Source organism: Streptomyces sp. WZ-12, assembly GCF_028898845.1.
Taxonomy (GTDB): Bacteria; Actinomycetota; Actinomycetes; order Streptomycetales; family Streptomycetaceae; genus Streptomyces.
On record NZ_CP118574.1, the window covers coordinates 4,391,900 to 4,417,115 of the forward strand.

26 protein-coding genes are annotated in these 25,216 nt (G+C 71.4%); 21 read left to right on the forward strand and 5 right to left on the reverse strand.

Annotation, left to right across the window (positions count from 1 at the left end; translation table 11 throughout):
- The first annotated feature begins 376 nt into the window (after positions 1–376).
- On the forward strand, positions 377–1,273 hold the full coding sequence (locus tag PV796_RS18755; protein WP_274914447.1) for a LysR family transcriptional regulator: 897 nt from the start codon (positions 377–379) through the stop codon (positions 1,271–1,273).
- 85 nt (positions 1,274–1,358) lie between these two features.
- Here PV796_RS18755 and PV796_RS18760 read toward each other — a convergent pair whose 3' ends face one another.
- Entirely contained in the window at positions 1,359–2,135 is a 777-nt protein-coding gene (locus tag PV796_RS18760; RefSeq protein WP_274914448.1) for an SDR family oxidoreductase, read from the reverse strand.
- A gap of 502 nt (positions 2,136–2,637) precedes the next feature.
- On the opposite strand from PV796_RS18760, the gene PV796_RS18765 reads away from it, so the two are divergent.
- From PV796_RS18765 to PV796_RS18820, 12 genes are all read left to right on the forward strand, one after another.
- Positions 2,638–3,189, forward strand: a complete 552-nt coding sequence (locus PV796_RS18765) for a flavin reductase family protein (protein ID WP_274914449.1) — start codon at positions 2,638–2,640, stop codon at positions 3,187–3,189.
- Positions 3,190–3,233: 44 nt separating this feature from the next.
- On the forward strand, positions 3,234–4,742 hold the full coding sequence (locus PV796_RS18770; protein ID WP_274914450.1) for an AMP-binding protein: 1,509 nt from the start codon (positions 3,234–3,236) through the stop codon (positions 4,740–4,742).
- On the forward strand, positions 4,726–4,989 hold the full coding sequence (locus tag PV796_RS18775) for a phosphopantetheine-binding protein (protein WP_274914451.1): 264 nt from the start codon (positions 4,726–4,728) through the stop codon (positions 4,987–4,989). Before PV796_RS18770 ends, PV796_RS18775 begins: the two co-directional genes overlap by 17 nt.
- 69 nt (positions 4,990–5,058) lie before the next feature.
- Positions 5,059–5,436, forward strand: a complete 378-nt coding sequence (locus PV796_RS18780) for an ectoine synthase (RefSeq protein WP_274914452.1) — start codon at positions 5,059–5,061, stop codon at positions 5,434–5,436.
- Between the two features lie 104 nt (positions 5,437–5,540).
- Positions 5,541–6,680 carry an acyl-CoA dehydrogenase family protein gene (locus PV796_RS18785; RefSeq protein ID WP_274914453.1) on the forward strand — a complete coding sequence of 380 codons (1,140 nt, stop codon included), beginning with the start codon at positions 5,541–5,543 and terminating at the stop codon, positions 6,678–6,680.
- Positions 6,681–6,696: 16 nt separating this feature from the next.
- On the forward strand, positions 6,697–7,386 hold the full coding sequence (locus tag PV796_RS18790) for a transglutaminase-like domain-containing protein (RefSeq protein ID WP_274914454.1): 690 nt from the start codon (positions 6,697–6,699) through the stop codon (positions 7,384–7,386).
- A gap of 19 nt (positions 7,387–7,405) precedes the next feature.
- Complete coding sequence (locus tag PV796_RS18795) at positions 7,406–7,726, forward strand: DMT family transporter (RefSeq protein WP_274914455.1); 321 nt, start codon at positions 7,406–7,408, stop codon at positions 7,724–7,726.
- Positions 7,727–7,728: 2 nt separating this feature from the next.
- Entirely contained in the window at positions 7,729–8,163 is a 435-nt protein-coding gene (locus tag PV796_RS18800) for a DMT family transporter (protein WP_274914456.1), read from the forward strand.
- Positions 8,164–8,259: 96 nt separating this feature from the next.
- Entirely contained in the window at positions 8,260–9,501 is a 1,242-nt protein-coding gene (locus PV796_RS18805) for a styrene monooxygenase/indole monooxygenase family protein (RefSeq protein WP_274914457.1), read from the forward strand.
- Positions 9,498–10,928: a UbiD family decarboxylase gene (locus PV796_RS18810; RefSeq protein WP_274914458.1), complete on the forward strand. Its 1,431-nt coding sequence runs from the start codon at positions 9,498–9,500 to the stop codon at positions 10,926–10,928. Before PV796_RS18805 ends, PV796_RS18810 begins: the two co-directional genes overlap by 4 nt.
- Before the next feature lie 26 nt (positions 10,929–10,954).
- Positions 10,955–11,560, forward strand: a complete 606-nt coding sequence (locus PV796_RS18815) for a UbiX family flavin prenyltransferase (protein ID WP_274919120.1) — start codon at positions 10,955–10,957, stop codon at positions 11,558–11,560.
- A 53-nt stretch (positions 11,561–11,613) separates the two neighbouring features.
- The gene (locus PV796_RS18820; protein WP_274914459.1) at positions 11,614–12,735 is read left to right on the forward strand and encodes an NADH:flavin oxidoreductase; all 1,122 of its coding nucleotides are present in this window, start codon (positions 11,614–11,616) and stop codon (positions 12,733–12,735) included.
- A 12-nt stretch (positions 12,736–12,747) separates the two neighbouring features.
- Here PV796_RS18820 and PV796_RS18825 read toward each other — a convergent pair whose 3' ends face one another.
- From PV796_RS18825 to PV796_RS18835, 3 genes are all read right to left on the reverse strand, one after another.
- Positions 12,748–13,971, reverse strand: a complete 1,224-nt coding sequence (locus PV796_RS18825) for a helix-turn-helix domain-containing protein (RefSeq protein ID WP_274914460.1) — start codon at positions 13,969–13,971, stop codon at positions 12,748–12,750.
- Positions 13,972–14,937: 966 nt separating this feature from the next.
- On the reverse strand, positions 14,938–15,432 hold the full coding sequence (locus tag PV796_RS18830) for a hypothetical protein (RefSeq protein WP_274914461.1): 495 nt from the start codon (positions 15,430–15,432) through the stop codon (positions 14,938–14,940).
- Positions 15,433–15,460: 28 nt separating this feature from the next.
- Entirely contained in the window at positions 15,461–16,240 is a 780-nt protein-coding gene (locus PV796_RS18835) for a DUF2127 domain-containing protein (RefSeq protein WP_274914462.1), read from the reverse strand.
- A gap of 631 nt (positions 16,241–16,871) precedes the next feature.
- Here PV796_RS18835 and PV796_RS18840 point away from each other — a divergent pair.
- From PV796_RS18840 to PV796_RS18865, 6 genes are all read left to right on the forward strand, one after another.
- A complete protein-coding gene (locus PV796_RS18840; RefSeq protein ID WP_274914463.1) occupies positions 16,872–17,036 on the forward strand; it encodes a hypothetical protein in 165 nt (54 codons plus the stop codon).
- 55 nt (positions 17,037–17,091) lie between these two features.
- Complete coding sequence (locus PV796_RS18845) at positions 17,092–17,385, forward strand: Dabb family protein (RefSeq protein WP_274914464.1); 294 nt, start codon at positions 17,092–17,094, stop codon at positions 17,383–17,385.
- A gap of 253 nt (positions 17,386–17,638) precedes the next feature.
- Positions 17,639–18,448: an RNA polymerase sigma factor SigF gene (locus tag PV796_RS18850; RefSeq protein WP_274914465.1), complete on the forward strand. Its 810-nt coding sequence runs from the start codon at positions 17,639–17,641 to the stop codon at positions 18,446–18,448.
- Between the two features lie 190 nt (positions 18,449–18,638).
- Positions 18,639–19,478 carry an RNA polymerase sigma factor SigF gene (locus tag PV796_RS18855; RefSeq protein WP_274914466.1) on the forward strand — a complete coding sequence of 280 codons (840 nt, stop codon included), beginning with the start codon at positions 18,639–18,641 and terminating at the stop codon, positions 19,476–19,478.
- Between the two features lie 218 nt (positions 19,479–19,696).
- Positions 19,697–20,437 carry a hypothetical protein gene (locus PV796_RS18860; RefSeq protein ID WP_274914467.1) on the forward strand — a complete coding sequence of 247 codons (741 nt, stop codon included), beginning with the start codon at positions 19,697–19,699 and terminating at the stop codon, positions 20,435–20,437.
- Between the two features lie 226 nt (positions 20,438–20,663).
- Positions 20,664–21,134, forward strand: coding sequence for a VOC family protein (locus PV796_RS18865; RefSeq protein ID WP_274914468.1), 471 nt, complete (start codon positions 20,664–20,666; stop codon positions 21,132–21,134).
- A gap of 130 nt (positions 21,135–21,264) precedes the next feature.
- Here the strand turns inward: PV796_RS18865 and PV796_RS18870 are convergent, their stop codons facing one another.
- A complete protein-coding gene (locus PV796_RS18870; protein WP_274914469.1) occupies positions 21,265–21,486 on the reverse strand; it encodes a hypothetical protein in 222 nt (73 codons plus the stop codon).
- A gap of 434 nt (positions 21,487–21,920) precedes the next feature.
- Between PV796_RS18870 and PV796_RS18875 the strand changes: the two genes are divergently transcribed.
- Both PV796_RS18875 and PV796_RS18880 read left to right on the forward strand, forming a co-directional pair.
- Positions 21,921–22,403 (forward strand): MarR family winged helix-turn-helix transcriptional regulator, encoded by a 483-nt coding sequence (locus tag PV796_RS18875; protein WP_274914470.1) that lies wholly within the window; start codon positions 21,921–21,923, stop codon positions 22,401–22,403.
- 29 nt (positions 22,404–22,432) lie between these two features.
- Complete coding sequence (locus PV796_RS18880; protein ID WP_274914471.1) at positions 22,433–25,045, forward strand: MFS transporter; 2,613 nt, start codon at positions 22,433–22,435, stop codon at positions 25,043–25,045.
- The last annotated feature ends 171 nt before the right edge of the window (positions 25,046–25,216 follow it).

The window sequence follows — 25,216 nt, forward strand, 5'->3', positions numbered from 1 at the left end:
ACACTGGCCACAGGGGCCCTGCGACCAAGCCGGAAGCTGGCGTTCACGCTGTCGGCGACAAGATCCGTCGTCGCCGCTCCCCTCAGGGGACTGACCACGAAAGTGACTCCCGTAGTCCACTACGGATGAGATCACTCCCTCCCACCCCCGGAAGCCCACCGGTCCTGCGATGGCAGCGGCGTTCACTGTGGGGAAAAGAAGCGGCTCCAACAGAGCCAAGCCTTGGGGCAACTCGGCGGAGGCGCGGTGCACTTGGGTGGCGGTGCCGGCATCGCCCTGGTGTGGCGGGGGAATCTCCGTCGGCGGAATCGGGTTGCCCGCCATGACGGCGAGGGCCATGGGGGCCGCAGCCGCCGTGGGGAGGGGACGGGAGTCGATGAGTCTTCGTCAGTTCGAGTACGCGCTGGCCGTTGCCGAGGAGGGGTCGGTGACGGCGGCCGCGGAGCGGCTGCGCGTCGCTCAGCCGTCGGTGTCGCAGCAGATCCGCGGCCTGGAGCGGGAGCTCGGCGTGGAGCTGTTCGCCCGCACGCCGACCGGGCTGGTGCCCACCGCGGTCGGCCGCGCGTTCCTGCGGGACGCGGAGGCCGCGGTGAGCGCGGCGCGGCGGGCGAGGGCGACGGCGCGGGCCGGTGCCGAAGAGCTGGTGGGTGAGGTGGTGGTCGCGGTGCAGATGGGCTTCGGCACGCGGCAGTTGCCCGGCGCGCTGGGCGCGCTGCGCCGTCGCTTCCCGCGGCTGGAGGTCACCGTCTTCGAGGAGCCGAGCTCCGCCGAGTTGGAGCGGCTGTGCCGCCGGGGCGTGCTGGACCTCGCGCTGATGGCGGCGTGCAAGCGGAGCCCCGCCGACGCCCACCACCTCGGCGACGAGGAGTTCGTCGTGGTGCTGGGCGCCGGGCACCCGCAGCTCGCCGCGGACCGGGTCGCGCTGCGCGAGCTGGCCGGCGAGCCGTGGGTGCGGTTCGACCGCGACAGCGCGCTCGACGGCGTGCTGTTGGAGGTGTTGCGGGGCCACGAGCTGACCCCGACCACGGCCGCCCGGGTGTCCCAGACGGCGACGGCCGTGCGCTGGGCCGCCCACGGGCTGGGGGTGACGCTGGTCCCGGCCTCCGCGGTGCCGCACGGCTACGAGCACCTCGTGCGCCCGGTGTTCCCGGCCGTCTCCCAGCCCGTCATCGCCGTGCTCCGGCAGGCGGCGGGCCCGGCGGAGACGGCCCTGCTCGCACTCCTGCGTCAGGAGACCTGGGCCGAATCCGCGCTCTCCTCACCGGTGCGTTGAGGGCGGGGCGGACGGGAGGTGGGCGGGGGCGTCGGCGTCGGCGAATTCCCCTGCCCGCAGCCGGTGTTGGGGGATGCGGGCGTCGTCAGCCCCGGGGGAATTCGCCGCCGTCCACGACGAGATTGCTCCCGGTCAGCCAGCCCGCGCGGTCGGACGCGAGGAACAGCACCGCGTGGGCGATGTCGTCGGGTTGGCCCTCGCGCCCCAACGGCGGGGTGTCGTGGGCGTTGGTCTGGCCCGGCGCCGCGTTCAGGCGCGCCCACTGCTCCCGCGTCGCCTCGCCGCCGGGGGTGGCGACCCGGCCGGGAGTCACGGTGTTGACCCGGATTCCGAACGGGGCCAGTTCCATGGCCAGTCCCCGGCTGTAGTTCTCCAGCGCGGCCTTCGCCGTGGTGTAGTGCAGGAACTGTCCCATAGGGGTGCGGACCGCGGCCGAGGAGACGTGCACGATCAGCCCCGAACGCCGTTCCCGCATCCCCGGAGCCAGCAGCGAGTCCAGCCGCACCGACGCCAGGAAGTTCAGGTCCAGCGCGTCCTGCCACTCCTCGTCCGGGATGGCCGCGGCGCTCTCGTGCGGTTGCGCCCCTCCCGCGTTGTGGACCAGGACGTCCACCCCGCCGAGCACGTCCTGCGCGGCCGCGGCGAGCTCCTGTGCGCCGGCCCGCGTCCGCACGTCGGCCGCCACGAAGGCGGCCCCCTCCGGCGCCGTGCTCGTCGCCGACCGGGCGCTCGTGAGCACCTGGGCGCCCGCGTCCAGGAGTTGGCGGACGACGGCCGCGCCGATTCCACGGGTGCCGCCCGTGACCAGGGCCCGCTTTCCCGCGAGTTCCCGCGTTCCCGAGCCGTTCTCGTTTGTGGTCATGGTGAGGTCACTGGTCCTTTCGATCGCATGAGCGCCTGCTCGACTCCATAAGGGGCGACGCGCACGGAGCCGGGCCTTCGGGGGAAGGGCGGTGCGCGCCTCATCGAGCCGTTTCACGGTAGGTCCGGGAAAGGACGCGGAGCAAAGACGAAATGTCAGCAGGGGGTATAGGGGGTTCCTATGGCGCGACGGGAGCGGTGTTCGTGACGGGCGGCCAACTGGAGTTAGGTGGGGGCGAGTTGTGGACGTGACCGCCGGACGTTTGGGTCGCGCGCCGCATCCCGGTTGCCGATGCCGGGCGGCACCGTCCCGAAACGCTCCCACCACCCGTCTACCCAAGTGAGTAGTGGACTCCCTCACTTGAACGAGTAGTGGCTCGGAATTGTCCGCAACCGTACAGTCGAAACGCACCCAAGCAGCAGCGCCCGAACCGCCGGCAACGACCCGCAGGGTCCGCGTCGACGGCGGGCGACTATATGGCAAAGGGCGGTGTCGGCGAATTATGGATGCATTACTGGCCAGCGGGCGAGATGACATTCCCGAATGCCAGGAGAGCGATTTTCGCGCCGCGGCAGGCAAGTTCGCCTCCGGCGTTACCGTGGTGACCACGCGGAATGGTTGCGAGGTGTACGGCAAGACAGTTTCCGCCTTCGGCTCGCTGTCCCTCGACCCGCTGATGGTGTCGGTGTCGATCGGCCGGCTGAGTCCGCTGGTCGCCGCGATCCTGAAGGCCGAGGTCTTCGCGGTCAGCGTGCTGCGTCATGACCAACAGCAGGTGTCCCGGCACTTCTCCACCCGCGGCAACGGCCGCGCGCTCGGCGCGTTCCCCTCCGTGGGGACCGAGAAGGCGGTGACCGGCGCCCCGGTGATCTCCGGGTGCCTGAGCTACTTCGACTGCCGCCTGGAGAACGTGGTGGGCGGCGGTGACCACGCGATCATCATCGGGCGGGTGGCGGCCGCGGCGGGCGGCGACGGGAAGCCGCTGCTCTACTTCGACGGCGACTACCGCGAGATCCGGTCCACGGCCCCCGTAGCGGGCGTGCCGGCGCACTAACTCCGGTACCACACGGACCAGTTGACGGGACAACGGATATCACCATGCCCTCACCAGCGTTCTCCGCCCTCGACGAACACGCGCGCTCTCGGCCCGGCACCCCGGCCCTGCTGTACGGGGAGCGGACGGTGTCGTACCGGGAACTGACCGGCCTCGCCGACGGGTTCCGCGCGTGGCTGACCCACTACGGCCCGGCGCCAGGCACCCCCGTGTGCGTGCGGGCACACAAGTCGCCCGAGGTCGTCGCCCTGATCCTGGCCTGCCTGTTGGAGCGGCGGCCGGTCCTGCTGCCGTCGGCGGAGCTCGGCGCGCAGACGCTCCACGAACTCGTCGCCGCGGCCGGCATCCGTCACCTCCTCTCGCCCGGCGGGCCCGACGCCGACGTGACGGTGGAGACCGTCGAGGCGCATCCGGACGCGCCCGCCGTCCCGGAGGGGACGGGCCTGCTCCTGACCACCTCGGGCTCCACCGGCATGCCGAAGGTCGTGCCGCTGGCGACGGACCGGCTCGCGCCGTTCTTCGCCTGGGCGTCCGAGCACTTCGGGATCGGCCCCGGCACCCGTGTGCTGAACTACGCCCCGCTCAACTTCGACCTGTGCCTGCTCGACGTCTGGACCACGCTGGTGGCCGGCGGCTGCGTCGTCATGGTCGAGCGGGACCACGCCACCGACGGGCGCCACCTGCGCGCGCTGGTCGAACGGAGCGGGGCGGAGGTCGTGCAGGCGGTGCCCATGTTCTACCGGCTGCTGCACGACGCGGACCCGGGCGCGGGCCCGCTCGAAGGGCCCCGGCACGTCATCTTCACCGGCGACGCCATGCCGGCGAAGCTGGCCGCCGCCCTGCCCCGGCTCTTCCCCAAGGCGGCGCTGCACAACGTCTACGGCTGCACCGAGACCAACGACAGCCTCGTCTTCGACGCCGCCCCCGGCCAACTGGAGCGCTGGGACGTCGCGGTGCCGCTCCCCCTGGGGCGCCCCCTGCCCGGGGTGCGCGCCCTGCTCATCGGGGAGGACGGGCGGGAGCTCGAAGGCCCAGGGCGCGGCGAGTTGTTGGTGCACACGCCCTTCCAGACGGGTGGCTACCTCGACCCGGCGCTCGGGCGGGACCGCTTCGTCCGCAGAGCGGACGCCGACGGGCCGCGCACCTACTTCCGCAGCGGCGACGTCGTCGTCCGGGCGGCGGACGGGACGCTGTCGCTGGCCGGGCGGGCCGACTTCCAGGTCAAGGTGCGCGGGGTGCGGATCAACGTCCAGGAGGTCGAGCAGGTCATCTCGGAACACCCGGACGTGGCCGAGGCGGTGGTCGTCGCCCTGCCCGACGAGGTGGCGGGCCACACGCTGCACGCGTTGGTACGGCGCGCCCCCGACACCGGCCTGCACAGTCTGGCGCTGCGTCAGCACTGCGCCACCAGGCTGCTCAGAACGTCCATCCCCGCCGACATCCGCATTGTCGACGAAGACCTACCCAAGGGCCTGACCGGAAAGGTCGATCGGGCCGCGGTCAAGAGCTTGAGGATGAAGGGACAAGGCCAAGAAAGTGGACAACGTACCTGAGATCAAGCGGTTTCTCATCAAGGAATTCCTGCCCGATGTGACCGCCGACCAACTCGACGCCGATCTTGATCTGTTGGAGACCGGGGTCATCGACAGCCTCCAGTTGGTCCGGGTCATCTCCTGGCTCACCGAACGGTTCGGCATCCCCATCGAGCAGGTGGAGCTCGCGCCGGACAACTTCCGCTCGGTGAACACCATGCAGAAGTTCATCGAGTCGGCGACGAGCGGTGCGGTCTCCGCTCACTGAACCAACTACCCACGAATTCCCGGCGACTTCGCCATGGGGGTTCGGTCGGCCTAGAAAAGGAGTAATCCCATGTTCGCCCGAGTGAAGTCCGACGTCCAGGTCGTCGATTGGGGCAATGGCCTCAGCCACCGCCTCGTGGTGAAGTCCGACGAAATGGGTTTCACGGTTGCCGACACCCTCGTCCGGGCCGGCACCAAGTCCCGCCTGCAGTACCGCAATCACCTGGAAGCCTGCTACTGCGTCGGCGGCAGGGGCGAGGTGGCCAGCGCGGACGGCTCGACGACGGTCAGGCTGGAGCCCGGCGTGCTCTACGCGCTCAACGAGCACGACGCCCACTTCCTCATAGCCGACCCCGACGAGGACCTCCACCTGATCAGCGTCTTCAACCCCCCGCTGAACGGCGACGAGGTCCACAGCCTCGACGAGAGCGGCTTCTCCTGCTACTGACGGCCGTCCTCCCGGGGCGGACCGGCCCCCGGCCCGCCCCGGGAGGGGCTCGCGTCCCCTCCTGCATACCCCCTCGTACGACGAGACCTTGGAAGTGGTGAGCTGTGATCCAGTGGACCGATGATCAGCGCGAACTGCGGGAGGCAGTGCTCCCGTTGGGTGCGCGGCTCAGCGAAGGCCACCTGGAGCGGGACGCCCGTGGCGAGTTCTCCCGTGAGCTGTGGAAGCTCGTCCAGGACTCCGACCTGCTGCGGTTGCCCACCGACGAGAAGTGGGGCGGGCTCGGCCAGTCCCTGCTGACCACCCTGTACGTCCTGGAGGGCCTGGGCTACTCCTGCCGCGACGGCGGCCTGTCCTTCTCCGTCACCACCCACATGGTCAGCACCGGCGTCCCCCTCCAGCGCTTCGGGTCCGACGCCCTCAAGCGGCGCTTCCTGCCCGCGGTGTGCGCGGGCGACGTCATCGGGGCGCATGCCATCTCCGAGCCGGAGGCCGGCTCGGACATGCTCAACATGCGCACCACCGGGCGGGTGGAGGACGGCCACCTCGTCCTGAACGGCAACAAGTCCTTCGTCTCGAACGGGGCGGTGGCCGACGTCTTCGTCGTCTACGTCTCCACCGGGGCGCAGGGCAGCCCCTTCGGGGTCACCGCCGTGCTGGTCGAGCGCGACACCCCCGGCCTGACCGTCGGCAAGCCGATGTCCAAGATGGGGTTGCGCACCTCGACGCTGACGGAGCTGTTCTTCGACGACTGCCGGGTCCCCCTGGAGAACGTCATCGGCCGGACCGGCTCGGGCTTCCTCGTCTTCGACCACGTGATGAAGTGGGAGGTGCTGTGCTCCTTCATCGTCAACGTGGGAGAGATGCAGCACCGCCTTGAGCGGGTCCTCGAATACGCCAAGTCCCGCCAGCAGTTCGGCAAGAGCATCGGCTCCTTCCAGTCCGTGGCGAACCGCGTCGTCGACATGCGGATCACCGTCGAGACGGCCCGGCGCGCCCTGTACGAGGCGGCGCTGAAGGTGGCCGCGGGCGAGGACGCCACCGTCGACGTCGCCACCGCCAAACTCCTGGCCTCGGAGGGCAATCTGTCCACGGCCATCGCGGCCGTGCAGACCTTCGGCGGTTACGGATACATGACCGAGTACGGCCTCGAACAGGACGTACGCAATGCGCTGGCCGGGACGATCTACTCGGGCACCAGCGACATCCAGCGCACCCGCATCGCAGCCATGATGGGCCTTTGAGAGGGGACACGCCGCCATGAGCCATGAGGAGAACCTGGCGGAACTCCGTCGCCCCACGGAGTTCCTCGACCACGAGACCGACGCCGTACGGGAGTTCGTCGCCAAGGCCGTCGGCGACGCCGACACCGAGACCGAGCGGGCGGTGCGCCTCTACTACGCGGTGCGCGACGGCCTGAACTACGAGGTCTACGGCACCAAGCTCTCCCGCGAGGCGCTGCGCGCCAGCTCCATCGCCCGCGCCGGAGTGGGCTTCTGCGTCCACAAGTCCATCCTGTACGCCGCCGCCGTGCGCGCCGTCGGCATCCCCAGCCGTCTGGTGTACGCCGATGTCCGCAACCACCTGGCCTCGGAGCGGCTGAAGAAGATGGTCGGCGGGGAGGTCTTCCACCACGGTCTGGTCTCCGTCCACCTCGGCGGCCGGTGGCTGCGGGTGACCCCGGTCTTCAACAAGCTGCTGTGCCGCCTGTACGGCATGGCACCGCTGGAGTTCGACGGCACGTCGGACAGCCTCTACCACCCGTACGACGGACGCGACGGCGCCCGGATGGAATTCCTGAAGGACTACGGCGCTTACGCAGACGTCCCCTTCGACCTGCTGCTGGAGCGGATGCGCGCCAAGCATCCCGGCATGTTCACCGACCACGAAGTGGTCGCGGGCAGCGGGTCGTTGGCCGACGAGGCACCAGCCCGAGCGTCAACCGTCTGAGAGGAACACCTTCACCACCATGGCCTGGTTCTACTTAGCCCTCGCCGTCGTCTTCGAGATCATCTTCGCGCTCGGCGCGAGCGCCTCCCAGGGCTTCACCAAGCTCAAGGAGTCGCTGATCACCGTGGTCGGCGTCGTCGGCGGCATCTACTTCATCAGCCTGGCACTCAAGACCCTGGACGTGGGGGTCGGCTATCCGATCTGGACCGGCATCGGAGCGGTCGGCACGGTGGTCTTCGGAGCGCTGATCTTCAAGGAGAAGATCACCCCGGCCAAGGTGGTCTGCTTCCTCGCCATCATCGGCGGCGTCGTCGGCCTCAAGACCCTGTCGGGGGTGTGACGATGAGCGCTCCCCAGCAGCCGGCCCCCAAGAAGCAGAGCGCCGCGGCCGCCTGGACGCTGCTCCTGATCGCCGCGGCGATCGAGGTGGTCTTCGCCCTCAGCTCCGGCGCCAACGGCGGCTTCACCAAGCTGGTCCCGTCGATCATCACCATCGTCGCGGGCGGCGGCGGTGTCTACCTCCTCAGCCTCGCCCTGAAGTCCATCGACGTCGGCATCGGCTACACGGTCTGGACCGGCATCGGTGCCGTCGGCTCCGTCCTCCTCGCGGCGGTGCTGTACGGCGAGCAGATCACGCTCGGCAAGGTGATCTGCTTCCTCGCGATCATCGGTGGCGTGATCGGCCTCCACCTCACCTCCGAGGAGCCCAAGGACGAACCCGTCCTCGACGGCTCCTCCGAGCCGGAGGCCGAGCCCGCCTCCCACCCCTCCGCCTGAGGCGGCCGGCCCGCCCCCTCGTGCCGGGGGCGGGCCCCACTCTCCCCCTTTTTTCGCCTCTCCCCTTTTCCGTACGTCTCGCAGAAGGAGCATGCCATGAGGTCGATCGCCATCGTCGGCGCCGGACAGGCGGGTGTCCAACTCGCGCTCGGTCTGCGCCAACAGGGCTACGACGTCACGCTGGTGTCGAACCGCACGCCGCAGCAGGTGCTCGACGGTCGGGTCATGTCGACCCAGATCATGTTCGGCGACTCGATGGCGATCGAGCGCGACCTCGGCCTGGACCGCTGGCAGGACGAGGCCCCCACCATCGAGGGGCTCTCGTTCACCATCGCCCTCGACGCGGCGAAGCACATCGACTTCGAGGCGCGGCTGGCCGCACCCGCCCAGTCCGTGGACCAGCGGGTCAAGATCGCCGCCTGGCTGCGGGAGTTCGAGGCGGCCGGCGGCGCGCTGCGGATCGCCGAGGCGGGCGTTGCGGACCTGGAGTCGCTCGCCGCCTCGCACGACCTCGTCGTCGTCGCGGCGGGCAAGGGCGAGCTCGGCAAGCTCTTCGAGCGGGACGCCAAGCGCTCGGCCTTCGACGGCCCGCAGCGCGTCGCCGCCGTCTCCTACGTGCACGGCCTGCGGCCCCGCGACACCTTCGTCTCCTGCGGCGCCAACCTGATGCCCGGCCTCGGCGAGTACTTCATCGTTCCCGCGCTCACCAAGAGCGGCCCCTGCGACTGCATCTTCCTCAACGCGGTGCCCGGCGGGCCGCTCGACGCCTTCGGGAACGTCTCGTCCCCCGAGGAACACCTCGCGCTCACCAAGGAGTTGCTCGACAAACACCTGCCCTGGGAGGGCGAGCGGGCCGCCGAGGCGCGCCTCACCGACGCGGGCGGCGTCCTCGCCGGGCGCATCCCGCCGACCGTCCGCAGGCCGGTGGCCACCCTGCCCTCGGGCCGGTCCGTGCTCGGCCTGGCCGACGTCGTCGTCCTCAACGACCCGGTGACCGGGCAGGGTTCCAACAACGCGGCGAAGAGCGCCGACGTCTACCTGCGGGAGATCCTCGCCCGCGGCGCCGACCGCTTCGACGCGGACTGGATGAACGCGACGTTCGAGAAGTTCTGGGAGTACGCCCGGCACGTGGTCCGCTGGACCAACGGGCTGCTGCCGCCCGCCCCCGACCACGTCGTGGCCCTCTTCGACGCCGCCCAGCACGCGCCCTCGCTCGCCTCCGCCATCGCCGAGGGCTTCAACCGGCCACCGTCCCTGGACCCGTGGTGGTACGACGCGGACGCCGCCCAGCGCGAGATCGCCGCGCACCGCAACGCCCCGGCCGGGACCGGCCGATGACGGACGAACTGCCCGGCCTCTCGCTGCGCGCCGCGCTGCGGGAGGCCCGCGGGCACGAGCCCGGGGCCTACCACGAGCACGACGAGCCGCACGACCCCACGACCATCGGGGCGCACTACGCCGCCCACTACGCGGGGGCGCCCGCCACCCCCTCCGGCCGGAGCGAGGACATCGCCGTCTACACCCGCGTCGCGGGCGGTTCGGTCCCGGTCGCGGTCGGCGCGTACGGGGACGCCGAGCGGCTGCGCCGCTGGCTGCCGGGGCTGCCCCGGCGCGCCAACGCCGGCACCGCCGCCGCGCTGACCGAGGCGTTCCGGCCCCCCGTGCACCTCGACTCCTCGCCCTTCGCGCACCGCACGACCGGCGACCGGGTGGGCCTCGGCGCGCTGCCGGCCCTGCACACCACGCCCCGCGACGCCGGTCCGTACCTCACCACCGGCCTGCTCCACGCGCACGATCCGGCCACCGGGCGGACCGCAACCGCCGTGCACCGCATGCTCATTCGGGACGAGCGGCACGTGGTCATCTGGATGCTGCCGAGCCGGCGGCTGCGGGCCATGCACCAGGACGCGCGGGAACGCGGCGAGCGGCTGCCGGTGACGATCAACATCGGCGCGCCCCCGGCGGCCATGCTCGCCTCCGCCGTCGGCTCCGCCTTCCTCCCGCCCGGCACGGACAAGGTGCAGCTCGCCGGCGCACTGGCCGGGGCGCCGCTGGTCCTCGCGCCCGCGGTCACCCAGCCGGTCTCCGCCTTCGCGGCCTCGGAGATCGTCCTGGAGGGCTATCTGGACGACACCACGGCCGATGAGGCGCTGCCCGGGCGGGAGTTGGCGGGCTCGCTGCCCGAGGTGCTCGGCAACGACGGCCGGGGCGCCGCCGACCTGCCCGTCATCACGGTCACCGCCGTCACGACCCGTGAGGACCCCGTCTTCCAGGCCGTGATCGGCCCCGGTCGCGAGCAGTCGCTGATCCTCGGGCTGGCCGGCGAACTGGCCGTGGCCCTGTCGGGCGTCGGCGGCGCGCTGCTCCTCGACGCGCACTACGCGCCCGCGGGCGGCGGGATGTTCCTGCTGGTGGTGCAGGTCCGCAAGGACTCCGCGGCCGTCGACGGGCAACTGCCCGGCCTGGCCAAGGAGATCTTCGAGCGCCATCCGTTCGTCAAGCTGCTGGTCTTCGTCGACGAGGACGTCGATCCGTCCTCGCCCGAGGACCTGCTGTGGGCGCTGACCACCCGTGCCAACCTCTCCGTCGACGCGGCCCACGTGGAGGGCTTCGCGCGCATCGGGCTCGACCCCTCGCAGACCGTCGCCTGGGACGGCGCGCGCGGCCGGTCCGCGGGGGGACACCGCAGCTACGTCGACGCCACCGCCCCGTACGCGATGCGGGGCGCGGTGCGGCGCAGCTTCCTCGATCCGCTGGAGGGCTGATGCCGATGGAGGGCCACGGGCGGGACCTGCGACTGGTCGTCGGCATCACCGGGGCGACCGGCTCCCTCATCGGCATCCGGCTGCTGCAGACGCTGCGGGCGCTGGGGGTGGAGACCCATCTCGTACTGAGCAAGTGGGGCCGCGCCACGGTGGAGTTGGAGACCGACTGGACGGCGGCGGAGGTGATGGCCCTGGCCAGCCGCGCCTACGGGCCGGGCGACCAGGCGGCGGCGATCTCCAGCGGCTCGTACCGCACCGACGGCATGATCATCGCGCCGTGCAGCATGAAGACGCTGGCGGCGGTGCGCGCCGGGTTCGGCGACGGCCTGGTGCACCGCGCCGCGGACGTGACGCTCAAGGAGCGGCGTCGGCTGGTTCTGGTCCCCCGCGAACTCCCGCTTTCCGAAATTCATCTGGAGAACATGCTGGCCCTGACGAGGATGGGTACGGTGATCGCACCTCCGATGCCGGCCTTCTACAACCGGCCCGAGAGCGTCGAGGACATCGTCGCGCACGTCGTCGCACGGGTCCTGGACCAGTTCGACCTCCAGGCGCCCGACGCGAGGCGCTGGACCGGCCCGGACCGGCGTACCCGGGGCCGTCGTGAGGAGGACACCCTGCTCCACCGCTGACATCCCGTCCCGACTCGAACCAGCCCCGCACACTCCAGGAGAACCACCCCGATATGCCCTCCACACACCCCGCGTTGACGCCCGCGCAGCTCGGCCCGTTCAAGCTCGCCAACCGGGTGGCCGTCGCCCCGATGTCCCGGGTCAGCACCGCGGGAGACGGTGTCCCCACCGCCGAGATGGCCCGGTACTACGCGCGCTTCGCCCAGGGCGGCTTCGCGTTGGTCATCACCGAAGGCGTCTACCTCGACCACGCCTACAGCCAGTCCTACCCCGACCAGCCCGCACTGGTCACCGACGAGCAGGTCGCCGGCTGGCGGCGGGTGGTGGACGCGGTGCACGCCGAAGGCGGCCTGCTCGTCGCGCAGTTGATGCACGGCGGCGCGCTGTCGCAGCACAACCACCACCGCGAGGGCACCCTCGCGCCGTCCGAAGTACCGCCGCTCGGCGCGAAGATGGCCGCGTACGGCGGGTCGGGGGCCTGGGCGCTGCCGCGCGCCGCCACCGACGCGGACCTCGCCGAGGCGGTTGAGGGCTTCGCGCGGGCCGCCGTCCGGGCCAAGGAGGCGGGCTTCGACGGCGTCGAACTGCACGGCGCCAACGGCTACTTGATCGACCAGTTCCTCACCACGTACACCAACACCCGCACCGACGGCTACGGCGGTGACGTGGCCGGACGCAGCCGTTTCATGGTGGAGGCGCTGCGGGCGGTGCGGGCGGCCGTCGGCGCCGAGTACCTGATGGGCATACGGCTGTCCCAGACGAAGGTGAACGACCTGGAGTACCGCTGGCCCGGCGGCGCCACGGAGGCCGAGCAGATCTTCCGGGCCGCGGCCGGGGCCGGGGCGGACTTCCTCCACCTGGCCAGCGAGGGCCGCGACTGGCAGCAGACCGCCACGCTCGACACCGGCGTCACCGCCACGGCCCTGGCCCGCGAGGTCACCGGCCGCCCGGTGATCGCCAACGGCGGCATGCACGACGTGGAGCAGGCCCGGGCGGTCCTCGACGAGGGGCACGCCGATCTGCTCGCGCTCGGCCGCGGGGCCCTGGGCGACCGGGACTGGCCGCAGCGCGTCGCGGACGGGCGGGCGCCGAGCGCCTTCGCCTCCGAACTACTGCGGCCCGACGTCACGTTGGGCGCCGAGCGCGCCTACCGTGACCGCATCGACGTGCACTGATATCGCGCCGGATCAGGTCTGCCGCTCGCCTTCCGGGACCTCGTCCGCGCGTCCGGTCCGCTGCTGGACCGCCCTGATCAGCTCGACCCGCGAATTGACCCCGAACACCCGGAAGATCTTCCTGAGGTGGTAGTTGACGGTGTGCGGGGAGAGCCGGAGCTGACGGGCGATCCGTTGGTTGGTCAGTCCCTCGCAGACCAGCCTGATGATGCTGCTCTGCTTCTCGGTGAAGCCCCCGACGAAGGTCTCCGGGTCGATCTCGAAGCCCGGGGGGTCCGGTGCGCCCCGGTCGTCGGCCGGCGGCGGACCGGGCGGGTCGGCGGGGTGCCAGAGGGGGTGCTGCGCGGCGGCCTGCCGTTGCAGCGCCGCCTGCACGGTGGGCGGCATCCAGTCCGAGATCAGCCGCCAGAGCAGTTCGTCGCAGAACACCAGCTTGTCGCCCTGGTGCACCAGCACGCCGGCCGAGACCAACTCGTCCAGGACCGGCAGGAGTTCCAGCGGCGGACGCTGCATCATGTCGGCCACCTGCCCGAAGGAGACCTCGCGGCCGAGCGTGGCCGCCACCCGCACCATCTGCCGGAACGCGTCGGAGTAGCCGAGCAGCGAGCGGTGCACGCGCTGCGTCAGCCGCCGGGGGATGCGGTCCTCGACGAGTTCGGCCCGGTGTCCGACGACGGCGATGCTGCGCTCCTCGCGCATCCCCTCCACCAGCTCGTGCAGGCGCCGCGGATGCCCGCCGGCCCTGAGCAGCACCCGCGTCAACTCCGGGCTGGGGCCGGCCCCCAGGACGTCGGTGCAGACCGCCAACGAGGCCGGGGCGTCCAGTGGGCCGAGGGCGATGCGCCGGTTGACGGCGACGGGGCTGGAGATGAAGTTGTCGAGCGGGGGCGCCCCGGCGCGCGTCCGGCGGGCCAGGATCCAGGCCGTGGGCGTGCCGTAGTGGCTGTTGGCGTTCTCCGACACCAGCGCGTTGACGGCCTCGTCCCCCAGGTGGTGGGCGTTGTCGAAGGCCATGACCGCGGGCCTGCCGGCCATGGACACCTGCCGGGCCCGTGAGAGGCGCGCCGCGCGCCGCTTGTCGAGGGTGGTCAGGGCGACGGACAGGCCCAGACCGCTGGCGACCCTCAGGGACTCCCGCAGCAGCCGGGTCTTGCCCATCCCGATCGGGCCCTCAAGGGTGATCAGTGCGGTGCCGCCGTCACGACAGAATTCGAGGATTTTGGTAAGGCACGCCATTTCCTCCACGCGTCCGCGCAGAGGTGTGTCTGACGCGTCTAAGTGCACGCGGTCCCTCCCCCAATAGCTGGGCCGCTCCCGGTTGCGGACGCGCCGCGGATACCGGCAAGAGCCGACCCTCCTCACTGACAACCGTGAAGAGCCTATGCAGGTGGAAACCCTCACAGCAACGAACTCCAGCTCAGAGTGGCTGTGTTCACCCGCCCGTATAACTCCGGCAACCCGTGGCCGACGCCCCCGGACGCGCACCGCGCCCCGCCCGCCGGCCGCCCGTCCGGGGCCGCCCCCGCCCCAGCGCCAACCGCCCTTCCGCGCCCCCCGATTGCGTTCGCGCCGGGTCGAGGATCGATGCCCTCACCCGCCGGCCGCGGCCCGGAATCGGCCGCCCCACGGGCCGTACGAGCGCCCTCCGCATCGGCCGACAATCCCCGGTGGAACCGCCCGAGAAGCGCCGCCGACTCTGCCGCGCCACCGCCCCGGGGCGCGCGACCTGCGGCTCTCCCCTCTCGCGCCAACCGCCGTCGCGCGGCGCCCGCGCGCGTCCGCCGCCCCACGCGCCGCCCGTACGGCCGGCCGCCGCCGGCTCAAGGCCGGGACGCCCGGCGCCAGTTGCCCGTCGCCGCCCCGCCCGCCGGGCCCCGGCGACGGCTAGCCGGAAAATCCCCCCTGTCAAGACCCCCCGGGTCGAGGGTTGATCAAAAATGGCCGAGTCTGATGGCCTGGGCCCACCCGCGGGAGCGCGAGAAACCCGAGCGCAGAGGCGGAAGCCAAGGCTCTCCCACGCACTCCAGCATCGCATCCCCACACTCAAACTTTGCTCCAGCAATGAGCAATGGGGTTCGCCTGGGCGCAGGGAGTACTGCCGCTCCGCAACGAACCGGAACGCGGGGCGGAGACGAAAACGGGGGCGGCCGGGGCCCGTTGTGGGCTCCGGCCGCCCCCGCGGTGCGCGGTGGGCGCGGGGCGTCAGCCGCGGCGGCGGAACGCCTTCCGGATGAAGTGCACGATCATCCAGATCACCAGGATCACGATGACGATGATCACCACGATGATCACGATCAGGAAGATGCCCAGCTTCTTGAAGAAGCCCATCTTCTTCTTCGGCTTGCCCTGGGAGGTGGACGACGCCTGGCTGGTGACGTGGTGGTAGCTGCTGCCGTGCGAGGCGTGCGTGGTGTGCCGCCACTTCATGGGCGCCGCCTCGGCGGCCGCGGCGACGCGTACGCCGGCGTCGGCGGCCGGGTGGGCGGCGGGCGCGGCCTGCCCGGCGCTCACGACGGCCGGGTGGGCCGCGGTGGCGTCGGCGAGGCCGGCGGCGGCAGCCGGGCCGGCCGCGGCGGCCAACAGGCCGAACAGCAGCGCCAGGACGGCCGCCGGGCGGCGGCGGACCGCGGTTCGGCGGGCGGATATGCGCGTCGAACCGGACGGGCGGCGCGCGGAGTTGATGAGCTTCGGTCGCATGGGTGACTTTCCCCCTCGTACGGTGCGTTCAGCCATTATGGGCCGGTGCGGGCATCCCGGCGGACGTCTCGACCTCCAGCAAGGAGGCGCTCTGCCGCTCCTCGTCGAAGGCCGCGCGGCCGCCCCGCAGCCCGAACAGCCGCTTGGCGAACGCGATGTAGAGCACCGCGAGGATATTGATGACCAGGGCCGCGACCTTGAGCCAACTGACCTTTTCGGTCAGTTCGTAGATCTCCAGCGGCAGGAACGCCGCGGTCGCCACCACGGTCAGGTACTCCGCCCAGCGCTTGGCCACCCACAGGCCGCCGGCCTCGACGATCTCGATCAGGGCGTACGCCAGGAGGGCCGCGGCGACCAGCACCAGGGTGGAGTGGTGGTAGCCGAAGGTCTTCCGGATGGTGTCGACGACCGGCGAGTGGTCGAGGTCGTAGTGGAAGTGGACCGCCACCGGGCGGATCGCGTCGAGGTTCTTGTCGAAGAACTGACGGACCGCGTCCTGGCTGTTGCTGAACTGCCAGACGGCGATGGCCGCCAGCACGATGAACACCCCGCGCACCGCCCGTTCGACGGCCAGGAAGCGCAGGATGAACAGGTCGCGCAGCACCTTGCCGCGCGGGACCAACGGGGCGTCGGCGGCCGGCCCGGTGGCGGCCGGCTCGCCGAGCACGAAGTCGCCGCAGCGCAGACAGCGCCAGGCGGTGCCCAGTGCGGTGGCGGCGTGCAGTTTCGCCTGGAGGTGCTCCTCGTGCGGGAGATAGGTGGTGTGACCGCGCCGGGCGCAGGTGCGCCGGTTCCAGTCGATGCTCATCGTCGTAAGCCCCGAGTTCCTCTCGTCGTCCCGCGCGGGCCCGCACCGCGGCGGTCGACCGCCGCGGTCCACCCCGCGCTCCGTGCCGCGTGATTGTCGCGTACATGCGCAACCTACGGCGTACGGGGATGCTTTACGGGGAGAGGGACGACGAGAGAGGCCCGGAGGTTGCCGGCGGGACCGACCGGCGGGCGCACACGGCGCGCGGAAGGGGCGCGGTGGAAGCGCGGGCGGGGTGGGACGGGGGAGGCGAGCCAGGGGGACGGATCGCCTCCCCCGATGAGAACCGGGCCCCGTGGCCGGTGCCGTGCGCGTCAGGGGGCGCACGATCCGGACCCCGCAGTGGGACCTGGTCCCGGGGCCCGCGGATTCCTGCCAGATCCGCGTGACCTCGTGCCCCCATCGTGCCGCGCCCCGGCCGCCCCAACAGGCGGGCGAAGGGCCCTCCTTGGGGGGCCTTTGGTCCATAAGACCCGCGTGAAGGCCGGGGCCGGGCGGCCCGTTGCGCCTCGCCGGCTCGAACGCCTGTGGTTACACTCGCCCGACGCACCGGGAGCGGGGGCGGCCGCCGAGGCCGGCGTCCCGGAGGCGCCACAGGGGCGCCGGGATTGCCGTAGGGGAGACGGAAGAGATGGCGACAGCGAAGAAAGTCGCGATGTACGTGGTCATCATCTTCGTGCTCTGGACCATCATCGCCACCCCTAAAAAGGCCGCGGGGCTCGTCCAGATAGGGTTCGAGGGCATCTCGACCGCCGCCCACAGCGTCGGCGAGTTCATGACCCAGCTGGTCAGCTAGGTCCCAGTCGGCCCGCCGGACCGGCTGCGCACCGTCCCGCCGCACGGAGGCCGTCGTGATCCGCCACCTGGTCCTGTTCAAGCTCAACGAGGGCGTCACGCGCGACGACGAGCGGGTCCTGGCCGGCGCACGCGCCTTCGCCGAGCTGGGCAAGGAGATCCCGGAGCTGACGTTCTGGGAGTGCGGCTGGAACATCTCCGACCGCCCGATCGCCCACGACTTCGCGGTCAACTCGGCCGTCGCCAACGCCGACGACCTCAAGCGCTACCTGGAGCACCCGGCCCACCAGGCGGCCGCCGCCCAGTGGCGCGAATTCGCCACCTGGGTGATCGCCGACTACGCGTTCTAAACCGCGCCCGCGGCGGCCCTCCAGCGCCGCCCGCACCCCGGCCCCCCGCCCCGCGGCGGGGGGCTCTGCCATGCCCCCGGACCCCCCTCCACACCCCGCCCCGCACGACCCCCGTACGCCGCCAACTCTCTCTTCAACACGGCGTTATGGGGTGCTTGCACACAGTGCACATGTCTTGTGATGCTATGACCGCTTTTGCCGGATACATGCGATACGCGATACATGCAGTGATACCTGCACCGTGAAGGGTGGCGTGACCGTGACGGCCCGTACTGCGCCCAAGGCTCCGGCCCGCGAGAGCCGTAGCGCGGACACCCGGGCGCTGACGCAGGTGCTCTTCGCCGAGTTGGTGGGCCTGGAACCCGGCACCCCCGAACACTCCCGCGTCCGCGCCGCGCTGATCGAGGCCAACCTCCCCCTGGTCCGCTACGCCGCGGCCCGCTTCCGCAGCCGCAACGAGCCCATGGAGGACGTGATCCAGGTCGGCACCATCGGCCTGATCAACGCCATCGACCGCTTCGACCCGGACCGCGGCGTGCAGTTCCCCACCTTCGCGATGCCCACCGTCGTCGGCGAGATCAAGCGGTACTTCCGCGACAACGTCCGCACCGTGCACGTCCCGCGCCGCCTCCACGAGCTGTGGGTGCAGGTCAACGGCGCCACCGAGGACCTCACGGTGCTGCACGGCCGCACCCCCAGCACCGCGGAGATCGCCGAACGCCTCAGGATCGGCGAGGACGAGGTGCTGGCCTGCCTGGAGGCCGGCCGCTCGTACCACGCCACGTCCCTGGAGGCCGCCCAGGAGGGCGACGGACTGCCCGGCCTGCTGGACCGCCTCGGCTACGAGGACCCCGAACTCGCCGGCGTGGAACACCGGGACCTCGTCCGGCACCTCCTCGTCCAACTCCCCGAGCGCGAGCAGCGCATCCTCCTGCTCCGTTACTACAGCAATCTGACGCAGTCACAGATCAGCGCGGAGCTCGGGGTTTCGCAGATGCACGTGTCCCGGCTACTGTCGCGGAGCTTCGCCCGACTGCGATCCGCAAACAGGATCGACGCCTAACCGGCACGGGCGACCCGTTCCTGCACGGATATGTCGACAAGACGCTACAGCGTGTTGCCGACATGTGACATTCTGCAGGAACCGCGTTTGCCGTGGTGCTGCCTCCGGTATTCAGGTGGAGGTACGACTCCTCGGTCCACCCTGGGCCGGGGGCGCCGCAGCGACCCGTCCGCGACCTCAAGGGGGTGGCATGTCCGTAGAACTGGGCAGCTCAAAGGTGCTTCCCGCGATTCCCGCGCCAGCACCGCACGTGCATGACGACGTCGACGCCATCAACACCCGCTCGCTCTCCCGGTCCCTGTTCCTGCGGCTCGCCACGCTCGACAAGGACTCCACGGAGCGCGCGTACGTGCGCGACACACTCATCGAACTCAACCTCCCGCTCGTGCGCTACGCCGCGGCCCGCTTCCGCAGCCGCAACGAGCCCATGGAGGACATCGTCCAGGTCGGCACCATCGGCCTGATCAAGGCCATCGACCGTTTCGACTGCGAACGCGGGGTGGAATTCCCGACGTTCGCGATGCCCACCGTGGTCGGCGAGATCAAGCGCTTCTTCCGCGACACCTCCTGGTCCGTCCGCGTCCCGCGCCGCCTCCAGGAGCTCCGCCTGGCCCTCACCAAGGCCAGCGACGAGCTCTCCCAGAAGCTGGACCGGTCGCCGACGGTGCCCGAACTCGCCCTGTGCCTGGGGGTGTCGGAGGAGGACGTCGTCGACGGCCTGGCGGTCGGCAACGCCTACACCGCCTCCTCGCTCGACTCCCCCTCCCCCGAGGACGACGGCGGCGAGGGCTCCCTCGCGGACCGCCTCGGCTACGAGGACAGCGCGCTGGAGGGCGTCGAGTACCGCGAGTCCCTCAAGCCGCTGCTGGCCAAACTCCCGCCCAGGGAACGCCAGATCATCATGCTGCGGTTCTTCGCCAACATGACGCAGTCCCAGATCGGCGAGGAGGTCGGCATCTCCCAGATGCACGTCTCCCGGCTGCTCACCCGCACGCTGTCACAGCTTCGCGAGGGACTCATCTCGGACTGAGGAACGGTCCGCCGAGGGGCAGCCGGCGACAGCCGCTCCGGGTCGCTCGGCGGACAGCAAGGGGAGACCGCACCGCGCAACGACGCCGGTCCGGCTCCGCACGACCGGCCGCGCACCGTGACCCCAGACACCTTCTCGCGCGCCAACCCGTGCTCACGCCTTCCCACTTGACGCTGCGTCAGGAACACTGACCCCCAGCCCTCGCTGGGAGGTACCCCATGACGCGACGGACCACGACTGTTGCCTCCGCCTCGGCGGCCGTGTGCTGCCTGGGCGTCCTCCTCACCGGCTGCGGCAGCGCGGCTGGCTCCGGCTACGCCGCGATAGGCGCGGCCGGCCCCTCGGACGGCGTCGCACCGACGCGCCCCTCGGCCCCACCGGGTCGGGTCCAACTCACCCCCCTGGACGGCGACCGCGGCGGCGCCGCACACCCCCGCCCGTCTACCGGCCCGGGTGGCGACACCCCCTCCCTGGGCGCGACGCACAGCGCCCCACCGCCGAGCCCGGCCGACCCACCGGCCTCCCCGCCCGCGAGCCCCATCCCGGGCCAGGGCTCCAACTCGGCTCCCCCACCAGCCAGTTCACCCGGCGCTCCGTCCCGCTCCCCGTCCCCCACGTCGCCCTCCCCCACCCTCCCGGCCGGCCCGGACGCCCCCGCCGGCCTGGTGGTGGGCAAGCCCGTGCTCGCCGACACCGACGTCCGCTGGTGCCAACGGATCACCATCGACTTCCTCAACACCGGCCCCACGCCGATCACCTCCGGCACCGTCACCTTCGGCAGCCACGTCATCGGCCCCCTCGGCATCGACTGGGCAACCCTCCGCTCCACCCGCCGCCTCCCCCTCCCGCTCGCCCCCGGCCACCCGGCGACCGGCACCTGGCGGCTGTGCGTGGACGCCTGGCGCGTCCCCCTGGGCATGCACCTGAACACCAGGGACGTGACGTTCACGTGGAAGTAACGAGGTGCTAGTTGGCGCCAACTACGGCTAGCTAGCGTCGCCTTCCGGTCAATCGCCAACGACATCAATCGGCGCACCAACGCCCCCTGTACCCTCCCCGGCGGAATCCCACCCGAATGGCGATGAGTCCGGCCGCGCGCGGCGGTCGATACAGAGGACGGCCCGTTTCGAGCCGCCAACCGACCGCAGCCGTCCGGCCGTCCGGACCCGTCATCAGGAGTGCGTCATGCCGCAGATCACGCCCAGCCTCTGGTTCGACACCCAGGGGCTGGAGGCCGCCGAGTTCTACTGCTCGGTGTTTCCGAACTCGGAGGTCAGGAACGTCACGCGTTACACGGAGGCCGGGCCGCGGGCGGCCGGCACCGTGTTGACGGTGGAATTCGTGCTGGACGGGCGGGAGTTCACCGCGATCAACGGGGGACCGCAGTTCGTCTTCGACGAGGCGGTCTCGTTCGCCGTCGGCTGTGCCGACCAGAAGGAGATCGACTACTACTGGGGCCGGCTCTCCGAGGGCGGCGAGGAGGGACCCTGCGGCTGGCTCAAGGACAGGTACGGGCTGTCCTGGCAGATCACGCCGGAGGGGATGGCCGACCTCCTCAACGACTCCGACCGGGACCGCGCGACGCGCGTGATGCAGGCCGTGTTGGGGATGCGGAAGTTGGACATCGCGGCGATGGAGGCGGCAGCGGAGGGGTGAGCCCCGGAGCGCGAGAGGGCCCGCCGTCGGGGGAGGGCGAGGCCGGTGCGGCGTCGGACTCGACGGCGGGGGTGGCTCGTTGGGCAGAGGGGCGTCGAGCGGTGACCGACGCCCCGGCCCTAGCGGCCCGTCAGCCCAGTGCCAGCCAGGCCGCGACGGCCACCACCACGAGGGCGACGACCACGCCGACGATCAGGCCGACGCGCGGGCCGGCGGCCGCCTGCTGGGGCGCGGGGGCGCGGCGGGCGCCCGGCTGCGGGGTGCCGCCCTCGTTGACGAAGGCTTGGAACATCTGCGTGCTGCCCGCCGGGTCGAAGTTGCCGTCGGCAGGGTGCTGCGGGTTGGTCGCCATGGGGAAGGACCCTAGCGAACCCCGGCCCGGGGAGCACCCCTGGGGCGCGTATCCTGCGCGCGCGTGCGCGGGCGGTGAGAAGAGGAACGGTGGCCGCGCTCACGGAGCGCCAAGTCGCCGATCACGGGGCGGAGTTGCGGCGCTTACGGAACGTACGAGTGGGGTGTACGGGGCGTGAGGGTAGGGGTGGGCGCCGGGGGGCAGGGTGGCGCAAAGGGTGCAGGAGCGGTGACGGATGGTCGCCTACCGCATTGACCAGCACCTTTACGCCGCAAGGCGATTTTATTGACTCACAGGTGGCTCAGACTTTGCGTTTCCTATGCCCCGACGGGCGCGAAATCGTTTGCCTTCAGCAACCAACTTTGCCTATGGTTGCCCCAAGCAACAAAACACCGCGAAGGTTGCGCAGGTGAAGAAGAGGCGTGGAGGAGCCGGTGGCCGCTCACAGTCAGTACGAAGAGCTGGCCCGGCAACTCAGCGCCGTCGGGGCCGTCAAGCGGGAAATGGGGCGGATCCTGCCCCAGGACTGCCCGCCGGCGTCGGCCGGGGTGCTCACGCTCCTCGACCGGCACGGCGAGATGCGGATGAGCCAGTTGGCCGAGCTGCTCGCGATCGACATGTCGGTGACCAGCCGGCACGTCGCGCACGTCGCTGAGCGCGGCTGGATCGAGCGGAAGCCCGATCCGGCGGACAAGCGGTCACGGCTGCTGCGACTGACCCCGAAGGGCAGGGAGCTCCTGGCGGAGCTCTCCGAGCGCTACACGCAGACGCTCGCCCGGTATTTGGACGACTGGACCGACACCGACGTCGGGCACCTCATCGAGCTGCTCACCAGGCTCCGCACGAGCTTCGGCGACTGCCGCACCCGGGCACATCACGAACCCCCCTCCACCACCCGCGCCCCCGCAGCCGGATGAGAAGCGAAGTAAAGGAAGTAAGGAACCACATGGCTACGACCTCACCAGCCGGTGTGCGGGGCGGGCATGCCAAGCATGGGGGCGGCCACGGCGCTTCCCATGACGGCCCTATGACGCACCGTCAGATAATGGAGGCGCTGTCCGGGCTGCTGCTCGGCATGTTCGTCGCCATCCTGTCGTCGACGATCGTCTCCAACGCGCTGCCGCACATCATCCACGACCTGGGCGGCGGGCAGAGCGCCTACACCTGGGTCGTCACCGCCTCGCTGCTGGCCATGACGGCGACCACGCCGCTGTGGGGCAAGCTCTCCGACCTGTTCAGCAAGAAGGCGCTCGTCCAGATCGCGCTGATCATCTACGTCGGCGGCTCGGTGGTCGCCGGGCTGTCGCAGAACACCGGGATGCTGATCGCCTGCCGTGTGGTGCAGGGCATCGGCGTGGGTGGCCTGTCCGCGCTGGCGCAGATCGTGATGGCCGCGATGATCTCCCCGCGGGAGCGCGGGCGTTACAGCGGTTACCTGGGTGCGACCTTCGCCGTCGCGACCGTCGGCGGACCGCTGCTCGGCGGCGTCATCACGGACACGAGCTGGCTCGGCTGGCGCTGGTGCTTCTACGTCGGCGTGCCGTTCGCGGTGATCGCGCTGATCGTGCTCCAGAAGACGCTGAAGCTGCCGGTGGTCAAGCGCAAGGGCGTCAAGGTCGACTGGGCCGGCTCGTTCTTCATCGCCGCCGCGGTCACCCTGCTGCTGGTGTGGGTCACGCTGGCCGGCAAGAACTACGACTGGATCTCCTGGCAGACCTTCGCGATGATCGGCGGCGCGCTCGTGCTCGCCCTGGTCTTCGTGTTCGTGGAGACCAAGGTCGAACAGCCGCTGATCCCGCTGCGGTTGTTCCGGAACAAGACGATCACGCTGGCCGCCCTCGCCTCGCTGTTCGTCGGCGTCTCGATGTACAGCGGCACGGTCTTCTTCTCGCAGTACTTCCAGTTGGCGCACGGCAAGACCCCGACGATGTCCGGCGTCATGACCATCCCGATGGTGATGGGCCTGTTCCTGTCGTCGATGGTCTCCGGCCAGATCATCACCCGCACCGGGCGCTGGAAGATCTTCCTCGTCAGCGGTGGCGTGCTGCTCACCGCCGGTCTCGGCCTGCTGGGCACGCTGCGCGCGGACACCCCGTACTGGCACTCGGCGATCTACATGGCGCTGATGGGCCTGGGCGTCGGCATGATGATGCAGAACCTGGTCCTGGCGACCCAGAACCAGGTCGCGCCCCAAGACATCGGATCCGCCAGCTCGTTGGTGACGTTCTTCCGTACCCTCGGTGGTGCGGTGGGCGTCTCGGCGCTCGGCGCGGCGCTCGCCAACCGGGTCACGCACTACGTGACCGACGGTCTGACGGCCCTCGGGCCCAAGGCCGCCGCGGCGGCGAGCCACGGTGGCGGCAGCAGCGAGGGCATTCCCGACCTGTCGACGCTGCCGGCCCCGATCCGGTCGATCATGGAGGACGCGTACGGACACGGCGTCGGCGATGTCTTCCTCTACGCCGCCCCGTGCGCCCTCCTCGCCCTGATCCTCACCCTGTTCATCAAGGAGGTCGCCTTGCGCAGCAAGTCCGGTACGGAGCGCGCCCTCGCCGCTGACGGCGAAGGCGACACGGCCCAGTCCCCCGCGGCCGCCCAAGCGCCGGCCCCGTTCGCCTCGTCCGCCCAGGCGCCCGTCGCCCCGGTCGAGGAGCGCGAACCGGCCCTGGTCGGCGCCGCCCCGTCCATATCCGACGACGACGGACTGCACACCCCCTCGTGGGCGAAGTCCGCCCCGGCGGCCCAGCCCCTGGCGGCGTTCGCGTCCGCCGGCGGCGGTGACGCCCTCCCGGGCGGCCCCTCGATCCACGGCTTCGTCCGCAACGGCGACGGCCACCCGGTGCCCCGCTCCGCGGTCACGCTGATCTCGCTCAGCGGACGGCAGTTGGGCCGCTCGGTCGCCCAGGCCAACGGCTCGTACGCACTCCAGGCCCCCGGCGCCGGCTCCTACGTGCTGATCGCGGCGGCCGACGGCCACCAGCCGCAGGCGTCCACGGTCGTCGTCGGCGAGGCGCCGCACGGCTTCGACATCCTGCTCAGCGGCACCAGCGGACTGCTCGGCCAGGTGCGCAGCGCGGTCACCGGCGAGCCGGTGAGCGGCGCGATGGTCGTGGTCACCGACGTCCGCGGCGAGGTGCTGGCCACCGGGCAGACCTCCCCCGAGGGCGACTTCTCCTTCGGTGAACTGGCCCCCGGCACCTACACGGTCGCGGTCAACGCGGCCGCCTTCCGGCCCACCGCGCAGCCGGTCGAGGTCGGCGGCCAGGGCACCACCCGTACCGAGATCGAGCTGCTGTCCGGCGCCCGGGTGCAGGGCGTCGTGCGGGCCGGGGCCAACCGCGCCCCGCTGGCCGACGCCCGGGTCACCCTGGTCGACGCGGCGGGCAACGTGGTGGCCACCTCCACCACCGGCGACGACGGCGCCTACGCCTTCACCGACCTGGACGCCGGCGACTACACGGTCATCGCGAGCGGCTACCCGCCGATCGCCGCCGGCCTGGTCGTCGACGCCAGCGGGGTGGACGGCTACGACGTCCAGCTCGCCCACCCCGGGGACTGATCCCCGGCCCGGGCCGCGCGAGAGCGGCGGCCCGGGCGGAAGACCCCGGACCGGGGCGCGCGTTGAGCGGAGACGCGCCCCGGCCCGGACCCCAGGACTCCGGCGGCGGCGCTGCGCACAGGCAGGGGACGGCCTGCAGGCCGCCGCCGGGGTCCGACCCCACCACCGACC